This window comes from Pontibacter sp. Tf4 (genome assembly GCF_014212495.1).
Lineage (GTDB): Bacteria > Bacteroidota > Bacteroidia > Cytophagales > Hymenobacteraceae > Pontibacter.
In genome coordinates this window covers 62523-77419 of record NZ_JACKZC010000004.1, presented here as the reverse complement: position 1 = coordinate 77419, position 14897 = coordinate 62523, and the positions used below count along the sequence as shown (strand labels likewise).

The 14897-nt window shown below is 48.9% G+C and carries 10 protein-coding genes; 7 read left to right on the top strand and 3 right to left on the bottom strand.

The window, feature by feature from the left end:
* Positions 1-17 precede the first annotated feature (17 nt).
* The 5 genes from H7F15_RS07610 (at position 18) to H7F15_RS07590 (ending at position 7090) form a co-directional block, all read left to right on the top strand.
* Positions 18-2618, top strand: a complete 2601-nt coding sequence (locus H7F15_RS07610; protein ID WP_185196378.1) for an ATP-dependent Clp protease ATP-binding subunit — start codon at positions 18-20, stop codon at positions 2616-2618.
* Positions 2619-3175: 557 nt separating this feature from the next.
* Positions 3176-4735 carry an acyl-CoA carboxylase subunit beta gene (locus tag H7F15_RS07605; RefSeq protein ID WP_185196377.1) on the top strand — a complete coding sequence of 520 codons (1560 nt, stop codon included), beginning with the start codon at positions 3176-3178 and terminating at the stop codon, positions 4733-4735.
* Positions 4736-4838: 103 nt separating this feature from the next.
* Entirely contained in the window at positions 4839-5909 is a 1071-nt protein-coding gene (locus H7F15_RS07600; protein ID WP_185196376.1) for a M42 family metallopeptidase, read from the top strand.
* A gap of 106 nt (positions 5910-6015) precedes the next feature.
* Positions 6016-6258 (top strand): hypothetical protein, encoded by a 243-nt coding sequence (locus H7F15_RS07595; RefSeq protein WP_185196375.1) that lies wholly within the window; start codon positions 6016-6018, stop codon positions 6256-6258.
* Between the two features lie 61 nt (positions 6259-6319).
* Positions 6320-7090, top strand: coding sequence for an ABC transporter substrate-binding protein (locus H7F15_RS07590; protein ID WP_185196661.1), 771 nt, complete (start codon positions 6320-6322; stop codon positions 7088-7090).
* A 124-nt stretch (positions 7091-7214) separates the two neighbouring features.
* On the opposite strand, the gene H7F15_RS07585 is transcribed toward H7F15_RS07590, so the two are convergent.
* Both H7F15_RS07585 and aroB read right to left on the bottom strand, forming a co-directional pair.
* Positions 7215-8441, bottom strand: coding sequence for a 3-phosphoshikimate 1-carboxyvinyltransferase (locus H7F15_RS07585; RefSeq protein WP_185196374.1), 1227 nt, complete (start codon positions 8439-8441; stop codon positions 7215-7217).
* Positions 8438-9472 carry a 3-dehydroquinate synthase gene (gene aroB, locus H7F15_RS07580; RefSeq protein WP_185196373.1) on the bottom strand — a complete coding sequence of 345 codons (1035 nt, stop codon included), beginning with the start codon at positions 9470-9472 and terminating at the stop codon, positions 8438-8440. Before aroB ends, H7F15_RS07585 begins: the two co-directional genes overlap by 4 nt.
* A gap of 212 nt (positions 9473-9684) precedes the next feature.
* On the opposite strand from aroB, the gene H7F15_RS07575 reads away from it, so the two are divergent.
* Positions 9685-12384 (top strand): cation-translocating P-type ATPase, encoded by a 2700-nt coding sequence (locus H7F15_RS07575; protein ID WP_185196372.1) that lies wholly within the window; start codon positions 9685-9687, stop codon positions 12382-12384.
* A 53-nt stretch (positions 12385-12437) separates the two neighbouring features.
* Here the strand turns inward: H7F15_RS07575 and H7F15_RS07570 are convergent, their stop codons facing one another.
* Positions 12438-13532: a bifunctional 3-deoxy-7-phosphoheptulonate synthase/chorismate mutase type II gene (locus H7F15_RS07570; protein WP_185196371.1), complete on the bottom strand. Its 1095-nt coding sequence runs from the start codon at positions 13530-13532 to the stop codon at positions 12438-12440.
* A 164-nt stretch (positions 13533-13696) separates the two neighbouring features.
* Here H7F15_RS07570 and H7F15_RS07565 point away from each other — a divergent pair, with 164 nt between their 5' ends.
* Positions 13697-14881 carry a proline dehydrogenase family protein gene (locus H7F15_RS07565; RefSeq protein ID WP_185196370.1) on the top strand — a complete coding sequence of 395 codons (1185 nt, stop codon included), beginning with the start codon at positions 13697-13699 and terminating at the stop codon, positions 14879-14881.
* The last annotated feature ends 16 nt before the right edge of the window (positions 14882-14897 follow it).

The following is a 14897-nucleotide window of genomic DNA, read 5'->3' as shown; positions in this document are numbered from 1 at the left end:
AAGATTAACAATTATACATGGAAGCTAAATTCTCAAACCGAGTGAAAGAGGTTATCTCACTCAGCCGTGAGGAAGCTATCCGTCTCGGACACGACTACATTGGCACTGAACACCTGGTGCTGGGTATGATCCGGGAAGGAGAAGGAACTGCCATCGCCCTGCTTAAAAAACTAGGCGTTTCGATAGATGAGCTGAAGTATGCCTTAGAACAGGCTACACGAAATACTGCTTCGCAGAACAGTAACATTACGGGCAGCATCCCGCTTACAAAACAAACTGAGAAGGTACTCAAGATCACTTACCTGGAGGCCAAGATCTTCAAGAGTGATATTATAGGAACCGAGCACCTCCTATTGTCCATCCTGCGGGACGAGGACAACATTTCTTCACAAATCTTAGCGAAATTTAACGTGAACTACGAAGCAATAAGAGACTCTCTGGATTATCATAGCAATAATCCGCTGGCCTCGTCTGACACAGACGATTCGGATGATTCTGACAAATTATTTGGCAGCTCATCCTCTTCGCGCGCAGGCAGCACCAGCAAAAAACCGGGCGAAAAATCGCGCACACCGGTGCTGGACAACTTTGGCCGCGACTTAACCAAGTTAGCCGAAGACGATAAGCTGGACCCTATAGTTGGTCGTGAGAAAGAAATTGAGCGCGTGGCCCAGGTACTGAGCCGCCGTAAAAAGAACAACCCGATCCTGATTGGTGAGCCGGGTGTTGGTAAAACCGCCATCGCCGAAGGTCTGGCGCTGCGCATTATCCAGAAAAAGGTAAGCCGTGTGCTTTTCAACAAGCGTGTAGTTACCCTGGACTTGGCTTCTCTGGTTGCTGGTACAAAATACCGTGGTCAGTTTGAAGAGCGTATGAAAGCGGTGATGAACGAGCTGGAAAAATCTCCGGATGTGATCCTGTTCATTGATGAGCTGCATACTATAGTTGGTGCCGGTGGCGCTTCTGGCTCACTTGATGCCTCGAACATGTTCAAGCCGGCACTTGCCCGTGGCGAGATTCAATGCATCGGTGCAACTACTTTGGATGAGTACCGTCAGTACATCGAAAAAGATGGCGCGTTGGCCCGTCGTTTCCAGATCGTAATGGTTGACCCGACCACTCCTGAGGAGACTGTTGAGATATTGAACAATATCAAGGATAAATACCAGGATCACCACCACGTAAACTATACTGATAAGGCTATCGAAGCCTGCGTAAAGCTTTCAGACCGCTACATGAGCGACCGCTTCCTTCCGGACAAGGCGATTGACGTACTGGATGAAGCTGGTGCGCGTGTGCACATCAACAATATCATTGTGCCTGAGGACATTCTGAAGCTGGAAGAGCAGATCGAGAACATCAAGGTGGAGAAAAACCGTGTAGTGAAGAGCCAGAAGTACGAAGAGGCTGCACAGCTACGGGACAAGGAGAAAAAACTTATCGACCAGCTTGAATCTGCGAAAAAGAACTGGGAAGAAGAGACCAAGAAGAAGCGCTACACGGTAAAAGAGGAAAATGTGGCAGAAGTTATTGCCATGATGACAGGTATTCCTGTAAAGCGTATCGCGCAGAACGAAGGTCAGAAGCTGTTGAACATGGCCGATGAACTGAGCGGAAAAGTAATTGGTCAGGAAAAAGCTATCAAGCAATTGGTGAAAGCTATTCAGCGTACCCGTGTTGGTCTGAAAGATCCGAAAAAGCCGATCGGTTCGTTCGTATTCCTTGGCCCGACTGGTGTTGGTAAAACAGAGCTTGCCAAAGTGCTTGCAACGTACCTGTTCGATAAAGAAGATGCACTGGTTAGAATAGACATGAGTGAGTACATGGAGAAATTCAGTGTATCTCGCTTGGTGGGAGCGCCTCCGGGCTATGTTGGTTACGAAGAAGGTGGCCAGCTGACTGAGAAGATCCGTCGTAAGCCATACTCTGTGGTATTGCTGGATGAGATCGAGAAAGCGCACCCGGATGTGTATAACCTGTTGCTGCAGGTGCTGGATGATGGTATCCTGACTGACGGATTAGGCCGCAAAGTTGACTTCCGTAACACGATCATCATCATGACATCGAACATCGGTGCCCGCGACTTACAAGACTTTGGTGCCGGTATCGGTTTCATGTCGAAGACGCGTGCCGAGAACGTGGATGATATCATGAAAGGAACTATAGCCAGCGCGCTGAAGAAGACCTTCTCGCCTGAGTTCCTGAACCGTCTGGATGACGTGATCGTGTTCAACTCGCTTAGCCGCGAAGACATGCACAAGATCATCGATATCTCGCTCAGCAAACTGTTTAAGCGCATCGAAACACTTGGTTACAAAATTGAGCTTACCGATAAAGCCAAGGACTATGTTGCCGAGAAAGGTTACGATCCGAAATACGGTGCCCGTCCGCTGAACCGCGCTATTCAGAAATACATCGAAGATCCGATTGCGGAAGAGATACTGAAAGCCGAAGTGAACCAGGGCGATGTAATTACGGTAGACCACGAAGAAGGCAAGGAACAGCTAACTTTCTCATCTAAAAAGAGCGGCAAAAAGAACAAGCCAAACTTAGCTTCTGATGAGATAGATGAAAAAGAGGCATCCAAGTCTACGGATGGTGATAAATCGAAAGAATAATAATCAACGATAAACTATAGCAAAAAGCCACCCGGTTCGGGTGGCTTTTTGTTTTATAGCTAACTATAGCTATACCGCAAGTTTAGCGTTAGCGCAACTTGTGGTTAGGCTTGGCGCCAGTTTGTAACTGGCGTTCTGCGCCAGCAGAAACTATAGTTTGAAAGAGCTATAGTTGGAATAATGACCATGGCGCGAGCGTCCTCGCTCGTGTCGAACTATAGTTTGGGCCTCTGGCCCAGTCGGATTACAAATCCAACTTTATATTTAAGTCACGGATCACAGATCCGCGCCAGCAGAATTAGCTGTTCCGGATTTGCAATCCGGAACCTGGTTACCTGCGGATTTGCAATCCTCCTAATATCCTTAAGCTACCACTTTGATATTGCATTACCATACTTTCGGATTGCAAACCTAATCGAGCAACTGAGCACTATAAGAGCATATACTTCACCTATATATCCAAAAAAGTATAGAACTATACCCGAAATCGAACTATAGTTTTTAAATTTGGGGAACAGATAGACTGAACATTATAAATTAGTTATACTATAATTTACATGGCTGGAGAAATCAGAGAAGCCCAATTGGCAACACTGGAGCGCAAAAACGCAGAAGCATTGCTGGGTGGCGGACAGGACCGAATAGATGCACAACATAAAAAAGGTAAACTAACAGCGCGCGAGCGTATCCATTTACTGCTCGACGAAGGCTCTTTTGAAGAGATCGGTAAGTTTGTAATGCACCGCTCCAAAGACTTCGGCCTCGATAAACAGTATTACCTGGGCGATGGTGTGGTTACTGGTTATGGTACCATTCATGGTCGTTTAGTATATGTTTTCTCGCAGGATTTTACCGTTCTGGGTGGCTCGCTTTCTGAAACACATGCTGAAAAGATCGTGAAGATCATGGAGCTGGCTATGAAAAACGGCGCTCCGGTTATCGGCCTGAATGACTCTGGTGGTGCACGTATTCAGGAAGGTGTGGTATCGCTTGGTGGCTATGCCGATATTTTCTACCGTAACACGCTGGCCTCTGGCGTTATCCCTCAGATTTCGGCTATTATGGGGCCATGCGCGGGTGGTGCGGTTTATTCACCAGCCATCACCGACTTTATCATGATGGTGGAAGACACGTCCTACATGTTCGTGACCGGCCCTAACGTAGTAAAAACAGTTACACACGAGAATGTGACGTCGGAAGAACTGGGCGGCGCAAGCACACACAGCACTAAGAGCGGGGTAACGCATTTCTCTTGTGCCAACGAGGTGGAGTGTATCAACTACATCAAAAAACTATTAAGCTATATCCCGCAGAACTGCGAAGAGTTACCAGCTGCCCTACCTTACGAAGCCGGACAGGACGAAACACGTTCTGTACTGGATACTATAGTTCCGGAGAACCCGAACCAGCCTTACGACATCCGTGAGGTAATTGAAGGCATTATCGATACCGATTCTTTCTTTGAAGTACACAAGAATTTTGGCGAGAACATCGTAGTTGGTTTTGCCCGTCTGGGTGGCCGCAGCATTGGTATAGTTGGTAACCAGCCTGCCGTGCTTGCCGGTGTATTAGACATTAATGCCAGCACCAAAGCTGCCCGTTTTGTTCGTTTCTGCGACTGCTTTAACGTACCGCTTTTAGTGTTGGAAGATGTTCCGGGCTTCCTGCCGGGTACTGACCAGGAGTGGCGTGGCATTATCACAAACGGTGCGAAGCTGCTTTATGCGTTCTGCGAGGCTACCGTGCCACGTATTACGGTTATTACCCGTAAAGCTTACGGTGGTGCTTACGACGTTATGAACTCCAAGCACATAGGCGCTGATATGAACTATGCCTGGCCAACTGCCGAGATCGCTGTAATGGGTGCACAGGGCGCTGCCGAGATCATCTTTAAACGTGAGATTGCAGAAGCCGAAGACCCGGCTGCCAAGCTTGCCGAAAAAGTACAGGAATACAAAGAGAAGTTTGCAACACCTTACCGTGCCGCACACCGTGGTTTTATTGATGAGGTTATCCTTCCGTCTGAAACGCGTGCCAAGCTGATAAAGGCATTTAAGATGCTGGAAAACAAAGCGGTAACGCTGCCACGCAAAAAGCACGGCAATATTCCACTGTAATTTAATTATGAATTAAAAATTAGAAATTAGAAATTAGGAATGACGCGTATAAAAAGTTCTGTAAACACTGGTTTCTGTAATTTTTAATTTCTAACTGACATTTATGCGACAAGAATCTTTCGACTTCCTGCAGAAATACCTCAACAACTCATCTCCTACCGGATTTGAGGTGGAAGGGCAGAAACTGTGGCTGGAGTACATAAAACCGTACATCGACGATTACTTTGTAGATACCTATGGCACTGTGGTAGGTGTTATCAACCCTGAAGCGGAGTATAAAGTAGTGATTGAGGCACACGCCGACGAGATCAGCTGGTTTGTGAACTATATTACTCCGGAAGGCTACATTTACCTGAAACGCAACGGCGGCTCCGATGCCCTGATCGCGCCATCAAAACGCGTGAATATTTATACCGCCAAAGGTATCGTAAAAGCAGTTTTCGGGTGGCCGGCCATACACGTGCGCAAGGTGGAACAAGACAAAGCCCCAACTATAGAAACTGTGTTTTTAGATTGCGGTGCCAGCTCGCGCGAGGAAGTGGAGAAAATGGGCATACATGTTGGTTGTGTAGCCACGTTTGAGGATGAATTCTCGGTGATGAATGACCGCTATTATGTGGGCCGTGCGTTGGATAACCGCATTGGTGGCTTTATGATTGCCGAGGTTGCCAGACTGATCCGGGAGCGCAAACACAATTTACCGTTCGGTTTGTACGTTGTTAATGCTGTGCAGGAAGAAATTGGCCTGCGTGGCGCTGAAATGATCGCACACCGCATAAACCCGGATGTAGCCATTATTACCGACGTAACGCACGACACGCAGTCGCCGATGTACGAGAAGAAGACCAGCGGCGACATCCATTGCGGTAAAGGTCCTGTTATAGCGTATGGTCCGGCTGTGCAGAACAATGTACGCGACCTGATCATCAATACAGCGCAGGAGAAAGAGATACCGTTCCAGCGTTCGGCTGTTTCACGTGCAACCGGCACCGACACGGATGCCTTTGCTTACTCTAACGCTGGTGTGGCATCGGCACTTATCTCGCTGCCGCTTAAGTACATGCACACAACAGTTGAGACCGTGCACAAAGACGACGTAGAAAACGTGATCAAACTGATCTACGAAACAATATTAAAGATTGAGGATAAGCAGGACTTCCGTTATCTAAAGTAACATTCCTACTTTTAGCGATTGCAAAACCCCAACGCAACTATACAGCGCTGGGGTTTTGTTTTTTGCCAGAATACTGTACCTTAAGGGTAGTAAATAACCTCTGCCCATGAAACGCTATCAATTCTGGCTCCTGATCTGGCTTCCGTGGCTGGCACTTATAGTTACTGTACTGGTTCGTAAAGATGCTCCTTTTCCGTGGGTATTTGCCATTAACACCCTTGTCCTTAACCTGATCGCCATCAACATCCGGCGCCGGCAGCTGGGCATGAACCTGACATCAACTATAAAAGCAATGGTGCCAGGAGTAGGTTACCACGAGTGGCGCAGACTATACTTTGCCAAACCGTAAACTATAGCCTACAAATTACTCATTCATCATTACTCATTCATCCTTGACCTTCACAGACCAGATGGGCCGACAGGTGGAGCTGCCAGTTCTGCCACAGCGTATCATTTCGTTAGTGCCATCCCAAACCGAGCTGCTTTTCGATTTAGGCTTAGCGGATCGTATCGTAGGCGTTACCAAGTTCTGCATACACCCCAAAGAGCAGGTAATACAGAAAACTATAGTTGGCGGCACCAAAAATTTTAAGTTCGATGTGATCGACCAACTTCAGCCAGACCTGATTATTGGGAACAAGGAAGAGAACTATAAGGAAGGCATTGAGCAACTGCAGCAGAAATATCCGGTATGGATGAGCGACATCTTTACCCTGGAAGACTCGCTGGAAATGATGGAGCAACTTGGTGAAATAACAGGTACCCAAACTATAGCTAAGAAGTTAACCCAAACTATAGCATCAGGTTTTAAGCAGCTGCAACTGGCCCAACCAACTATAGCAACGGCTTACTTTATCTGGCGTGGTCCTTACATGGCCGTGGGCGGCAATAACTTTATAGATGCCATACTGCAGCGCTGTGGTTTCAGTAATGTTTTCTCCAGCCTGGAGCGTTATCCGGAAATAACAACCCAACAACTACAGCAGGCCAATCCGCAGCTGATTTTACTCTCATCTGAGCCCTACCCATTCAAAGAAAAACACATCGCCGAGTTTCAGGCAATTTGCCCGCAGGCAACTATAAAAGTGGTGGATGGCGAAATGTTTAGCTGGTATGGAAGCAGGTTAGCCAAGGGTCCGGCGTATTTGCAGCAGGTGATTGACAATATTGTGATTCGTTAGTGCGAGCTTGTAGCTATACTTACTTTCTCTTGCTAAATATAAGTACGAGCTACAAGCTCGCACTAACGAATATATTTGTAGTATAGACTTACATTCGTAATTCGTAATTCGTAATTCGTAATTCCTAATTCCTAACTACCCCAAACCCCACCTTCTCCAGATCTTCCCAAAACCTTGGATACGATTTGCGCACTACGCCTGGCTCCTGAATCTGTACAGGCTCCAGCAAAGAGATGGGTGCAAAAGCCATGGCCATGCGGTGGTCTTGGTAGGTGCGGAAAGCAAGCTTACGTTTTGTAATAATAGCTGGCTCCATCCGAAAAACACCGGGTGTCATTTCGTCCAACGATGCGCCCATTCCCAACACTTCAATTTGCAAAGCCTGTATGCGGTCGGTCTCTTTTATGCGCAGGCTTTCCACACCGGTCATTTCTAAGGTTACGCCTAAGGCAGCGCAGAGGGCAACTATAGTTTGGGCAAGGTCCGGGCAGTTGGTAAAATCAAACGCTACTTTTTTCTCGCAGTGTTTTTTGGTCAGCCTGATGCCTTCCGGAGTAAATTCTGTGTACACGCCCAGTCTGCGCATGATATCCACAATAGCGCTGTCGCCCTGAAACGAATCTTTCTTCAGGCCTGGCAATGTAACATCTGCCTCGCGGGCCAGCGCCACCATACTATACCAGTAACTTGCCGCCGACCAGTCGGGCTCTACCCGGAATGTAGCTGGACTGTAGCTCTGGTTTGGCACAACTATCCTGTTGTCTTCAAAATTGCCTGATACGCCAAAATGCTGCATCAGCGCGAGTGTCATTTCAATGTACGGGCGGCTTCCTATTTTACCTTCCAGTTCCAGCACAAGGCCGTCGGGCAGCAGCGGCGCTATCATAAGCAAGGCAGAAATATACTGGCTGCTTATATCACCGCGTACTTTCAGGTGTTTCTCCCCGGAATAAGCGAAGCCCTGCAATTGCAGCGGCGGATATCCTTCTTCGCCCAAATAAACTATAGTTGCACCCAGATCGCGCAGGGCATCTACCAGCACTTTTATCGGGCGCTGGCACATGCGGTCGGTGCCTGTTAAGGTTTTTTGCTGCCCCGTGATGGCATAATAGGCCGTTAGAAAGCGCATGACAGTTCCGGCATCCTCCGCATCTATAGTTTCAGCATCGCTTTGTAGCAGGCGGTTCAGCAGTTGGGTATCGTTGGCTTCGGAAAGGTTTTCAATCGTGCTGTGGCCGCCGGCCAGGGCCGCTATTATCAATGCCCGGTTAGCTTCACTTTTAGAGGCAGGCAGGTTTATAGTTCCGGAAAGTACACCGGTTGGGTGCGTCAGTGTAATGGTGTTGCTCATAAAAGTTGGTAATAGCGTAAAGCTTCCTGAATCTCAGGCAAAGTAACAGGTTGATCGTATACGGCACGGCCTATAGCTTCGAGGAGTGTACAGTTTATAGTTGCGCCGGTATTCTTTTTATCCTGCAGCGCCAGGTGGCTCATAGCCTGAATGTCTTCTTCTGTAAATACCACCTTCTCGTACACCGACACTAGAAACGTCTCTATCTTATCCAGCGCTTCTTTGGAAAGCAACTCCTTTTTAACCGACAGGTACGTTTCACACAGCATCCCGATGGCGATGGCTTCGCCGTGAAGTAGTTCGCGGCCAGGTTTCTGCAGCAGGTAACTTTCCACGGCATGGCCTATAGTGTGGCCAAAGTTCAGTATTTTCCGGTAACCGGCTTCCAGGGGGTCTGCCTCTACCACAGCTGCTTTTATGTCTACCGAGTGCCTGATCAGCTCCTCCCAGTTTTCGGTAAACAGGCCGATGTGGCGCTGCGCCAGAAACATTTCTCCGTCAGCAATAAGCCAGTGTTTGATGATCTCGGCATAACCTGATTTTATCTCGCGCTGCGGCAATGTCTGCAGAAAGCCCGGATCAATGAATACACCGACAGGCTCTTTATAAACGCCGATATGGTTTTTCAGCCCATGGAAATCTATACCGGTCTTACCGCCCACGCTGGCATCTACCTGTGCAAGCAAGGTAGTAGGCACCTGCACAAAATATAGTCCGCGCTTAAACACTGCTGCACAAAAACCGCCCATATCTCCTATCACGCCACCGCCAAGGTTCACCAGCACCGACCAGCGGTCCAGGTTCAGGTCGGTCATGCGCTGCCAGATGTGCTCGCAGGTTTGCAGGGTTTTATGAGCTTCGCCACTTTGTATTTGGATCAAGTCGTGCGCAGGCAGATGCGGCTTTACCAGTGGGTAACAATGGTGCAACGTATTTTCGTCTACCAGCACGGCCACTTTGCTGAATGCCCGGTTTCTGAGCAGTTCTCCCAGTTCCTTTAAAGCACCGGCACCAATATGTATATCATTCATAGTTCAGATCATTTCAGGCCTGTTGGTAGCAGGCGCTCTGTCAGGTACCGGATTGCCGGATAACCAACTATAGCAAAGATACAGGATGCAGCTGCCAGCACCAAAGTATTCTCCGCTCCCGCCATCATATATTGATCACAATTAAAAACAGAAATGCAACAATACGGTTCTTTTAAAGCTATACAGTACCTACCACACCAAAGTTGATCTATATGGACAATTGGCATACCCGAACCACAGAAGAAGTTCTCAGAGAGCTGACATCTTCATCGGCAAACGGACTTACCAGTACTGATGCTGAAGAACGGCTGCAGCAGTATGGCTACAACGAACTGGAAGAACGTGGTGGCAAAAGCGCTCTGCGGATGCTGTGGGAACAATTTACCCAAACCATGGTGCTGATCCTGATTGTTGCAGCTGTTATCTCTGGTTTTCTGGGCAAAGAAGTAGAAACGATCGCTATTGTAGCCATAGTGGTGTTATTTGCTGTGCTGGGTTTTGTGCAGGAATTTCGCGCCGAAAAAGCCATGGCCGCACTTAAAAGCATGGTGGTTCCTACGGTGCGTGTCCGGCGCGATGGGGCCGTTAAAGAGATATCAGCCAAAGAGCTGGTACCGGGCGATGTGGTGTTACTGGAGGCCGGCAATGTAATACCCGCCGACATGCGCATACTGGAGAGCGCCAACCTGCGCGTGCAGGAAGCCGCCCTTACCGGTGAATCGGAAGCAGTGGAGAAAAGCACGGAGGCCTTGCCGAGCCCTGAAATGCCTTTGGGGGACCGCACAAACATGCTTTACCTGGGCACCAACGTAGCCTATGGTCGGGGCGCTGCCGCTGTAGTTGAGACCGGCATGAAAACCGAGCTTGGTAAAATTGCCAACCTGCTGCAGGATGTGGGAGACAAGCAAACACCCTTACAAAAAAAGCTGGACCAGTTAGGAAAAATACTGGCTATACTTGGCTTTGCAGCTGCCGCACTTATGCTGGTAATTGGTGTATTAGGTGGCGAAGAGCTTGACGAAATGTTTCTGACGGCAGTGAGCCTGGCGGTAGCTGTGGTGCCCGAAGGTTTACCCGCTGTAGTAACTATAACCCTGGCCATTGGTGCACAGCGCATGCTCAAACGCCATGCTCTGATGCGTAAACTACCTGCCGTAGAAACTTTGGGTGCAGTAACCATTATCTGCTCTGATAAAACAGGCACTCTCACCGAAAACCGCATGACAGTGACAACCATTGGCTTGCCGGATGAACTGATAGATTTTAAGCCGGAACATGCCGAAACTATAGATGTACCTCACAAAGCAGCATTGGCTTTAACTATAGGTATGCTGTGCAACGACAGCGTTTTAAAAACCGGTACAGAAGAAAGTCTGCAGGTAATAGGCGACCCAACAGAAGGCGCCTTACTTCTGGCTGCGCAGCAGGCTGGCTACCGCAAAGAAGAACTGGAACAGCAATTACCCCGCGTGCACGAAGAGCCTTTCGACTCGACCCGCAAACGCATGACCACTGTACACCAGATCACACCCGAAGCAACCAAACTCGCAGCGCTACGCAATGTTAAGTCGGATAACAACTATATTGCCTGCACCAAGGGCGCTGTAGATAGTTTACTGAAGATCACAACCAACGTATGGGTAGACGGCGCACCGGAACGCATAACCGCCGAATGGCACGAACAACTGCTGGAAATAAATAACCAGATGGCCCAGAATGGCATGCGTGTACTGGGCCTCGCCTTTCGGGAACTACAGGAGCCCCACAACAACGGAAACGCACTGGAAGAAGACCTGACCTTTGTAGGTATGATGGGCATTATAGATCCGCCGCGGGCTGCAGTAAAAGCCGCAGTAGCGACCTGCCGCACAGCCGGTATTCGCCCTATCATGATCACGGGCGACCACCCTCTTACAGCCGCCGCCATTGCCCGGGAACTTAACATAACCCAAAGCTCCGAAGCTGTTACCGGTGAAATGCTGAACAAGTTTTCTGAAGACGAGTTGGCAGATGTGATAGCACGGGTGTCGATCTTCGCTCGTGTTTCGCCGGAAGATAAGTTGCGGATAGTAGAGATGCTGCAGAAAAAAGGAGAAGTAGTTGCCATGACCGGCGATGGCGTAAACGACTCTCCTGCCCTTAAAACCGCCAACATTGGCGTGGCCATGGGCATTACCGGTACTGATGTGGCAAAAGAAGCATCTGACATGGTGCTGCTGGATGATAACTTTGCTACAATAGTTGCTGCCGTAGAAGAAGGCCGCGTGATCTACGACAACCTGCTGCGCTTCATTAAATTCTCGTTGGGTGGCAACCTAGGCAAAGTGCTGACAATGTTATGTGCCCCGCTGATAGGCATAACCGTAGCGCTGAGCCCGCTGCAACTGCTCTGGCTTAACCTGCTGACCGATGGTTTGATGGGATTAGGCCTTGGCACCGAACCTGCTGAAGCCGACACCATGAAACGACCTCCCCGGGCCCCGGACCAGTCGGTGCTAACAAAAACAGAGGTAATCTATGTCTCCTGGACAGGAACCGTTATAGCTATAGTTACCTTACTTATCGGTAGTTACTATCTGAGTGCCGGCAACGAACAAAGCACTGCCTGGCAAACTATGATTTTTGCCACCATAGGCTTTATGCAGATGGGAAATGCCTTTGGCCTGCGGGCATACGGTTATTCTCCGCTGTCTATCAGGTCCAACAAGCTTTTCTTTATCATGGCTACCCTTACGCTTATTCTGCAGCTTGCCGTTATTTATGTGCCGGGCGTAAACAATATCTTCGACCTGCAGCCACTGGAAATCAAAGATTTAGCTATAGCCTTTGGGACTGGTATTTTAATGTTTGCGTTGGTGTTCTTAGAGAATACTTTTAACAGAAAGTCGCGGAAGGAGACAACTATAGCCTAACCCGGCCGGCCATTCATAAAAAAGAGAAGCTATAGTTGCTTCTCTTTCTCAGGTTATAGCTCTGATTTGTCGTTCATGATCCTGGTCTGCATCCGGATAGATTCCACGTGGATCAGGCGGTATAGTTCGGCTACAAAGTCGGGGTTCATGCCCAGTTCCTTTGCCCAGTCGGGCCGGCTACGGAAGATCTCTTTCCAGCGGCTGATCTGAAGCACCTGCACGTTGTTCTGTTTTTTATAATGTCCGATCTGCTCTACCAGTTCCATACGGCGCGCCAGGGCCCGTAGTATCTGCTGGTCAGCTTCGTCTATCTGCAGGCGTAGTTTTTCGGCAAGGTTTATCAGTTCCTGGTCGTCGTAAGTGGTTTTGCGCACCTGTAGTTGCGACAGGATCTGTTGTAAACCGGCGGGAGTTACCTGCTGTTCCGGGTCGCTCAGCGCATTGGCCGGATCAGGGTGCGTTTCTATCATGATGCCATCGTAACCCAGGTCCAGTGCTTTTTGTGCAACCGGTAGCAACAACTCGCGGTTACCGGCAATGTGGCTTGGGTCAACTATAAGCGGCAACTGCTTAAACCTCGATTTCAGCTCGATCGGGATCTGCCACAGCGGCACATTTCGGTACTTTGATTTTTCGTAGCTCGAAAAGCCACGGTGAATGGCTGCCATATCAGTGATACCCGCATTGTACACGCGTTCCAGTGCTCCGATCCACAGCGCCAGGTCCGGGTTAACGGGGTTCTTTACCAGCACCGGCACATTGGCACCACGCAGGGCATCGGCCACTTCCTGCACAGCAAAAGGGTTTACGGTGGTGCGCGCCCCAATCCACAGAATATCAATTTCCTGTTTCAGGGCTTCTTCTACGTGGCGGGCGGTGGCTACCTCGGTACTTACACGCATGCCCAGTTCGCGCTTCACGCGGCCCAGCCATTGCAGCCCCTGCAAGCCAATGCCTTCAAACGAGTTAGGCCGGGAACGCGGCTTCCAGATACCTGCCCTGAACACATCTACCTGCTGCTCGCGCAAGGCCATAGCTGTTTGCATCACCTGCTCTTCGCTTTCGGCGCTGCAGGGTCCGGCAATAATAACAGGGCGTGGCTGTGCACCGGCAAGCTGCCTGAAAAAATTAGTAGGCTTAAATTCCATTCTTATATCAGCTGACTTACAAATGTAGTGCAAATACAACAGCAAAGTATAATTAGATGTTTAAAAGCCAGCTGCTGCGTAGGTTAGCTCCCTAAATCCTTCAAAAAAACAAGTGGATAACTGTAACTGATACACTATCTTTGCACGGCAATACAAACTAACACATGAACCCTGTTTCAAACGTATCATTCGATAATACTGCGGTTGCATTCTCATCCAAATCAGACGCAGAGCTTTACAAAACTTACCTGTTGTTCAAAGCCATGAACAACAATACATTCGTAAAATTGGGTGGTTCCCTTCTGAACACAGCTATTAACCTGCATCTTCCGGTTAAATTCATAGTGAAGCCAACCGTATTCAACCACTTCTGCGGCGGCGAAACAATAGAAGAATCGGAGCGTGCCATAAAAGAGCTGAGCGCCTACAACATCGGAACTATACTGGACTACTCGGTAGAGGGCGAAGGCAACGAGCAAAGCTTTGATGCTACCCTAAACGAGCTGCTGCGCACAGTTGAAAAAGCACGCGGCAACAAGGCGATTCCATTCTCTGTGTTTAAGATAACAGGGCTGATAGATACCAGACTGCTCGCTAAAGTACAGGCAGGCACGCAACTTACTGCTACCGAGCAAACAGCTTTTGCCCGTGGCCGCGAACGCGTGAACACTATCTGCAAAAGATGCCATGAAGCCGATGTGCGTGTGTTTGTTGATGCCGAGGAAAGCTGGATACAGGACACCATAGACAACCTGACCTACGAAATGATGGAGCTCTACAACAAAGAGAAAGCCATTGTTTACAATACCTACCAACTATACCGTCACGACCGGCTGGAAGTATTACAACGCGACTACGAAAATGCTGTGGCTAAGAATTATTACTTAGGTGGTAAGCTGGTACGCGGGGCTTATATGGAGAAAGAGCGTAAGCGTGCAGCGGAAGCCGGCTACCAGAGCCCGATAAACCCTACCAAAAATGCATCAGACGAGCTGTTTGACAATGCCCTGCGTTTTTGTGTGGCCCACATCGACAGAATTGCTATTTGCGCCGGTACCCACAACGAGGATAGCTGCTACCTGCTGATGGAGCTGATGGAGAACAGTAACATTGCCCGTAACGATGAGCGAATCTACTTTGCCCAGCTCTATGGCATGAGCGATAACCTGTCGTATAACCTGGCGAATGCAGGCTACAATGTGGCCAAATATGTACCGTATGGCCCTGTAAAAGAGGTAATGCCGTATTTACTGCGCCGCGCCAACGAGAATACTGCCATAGCCGGACAGAGCAGCCGCGAGTTTACCCTCATCAGCAAAGAAATGAAACGCCGCAAACAGGCAAAATAAAAAAACCAGAACAAAG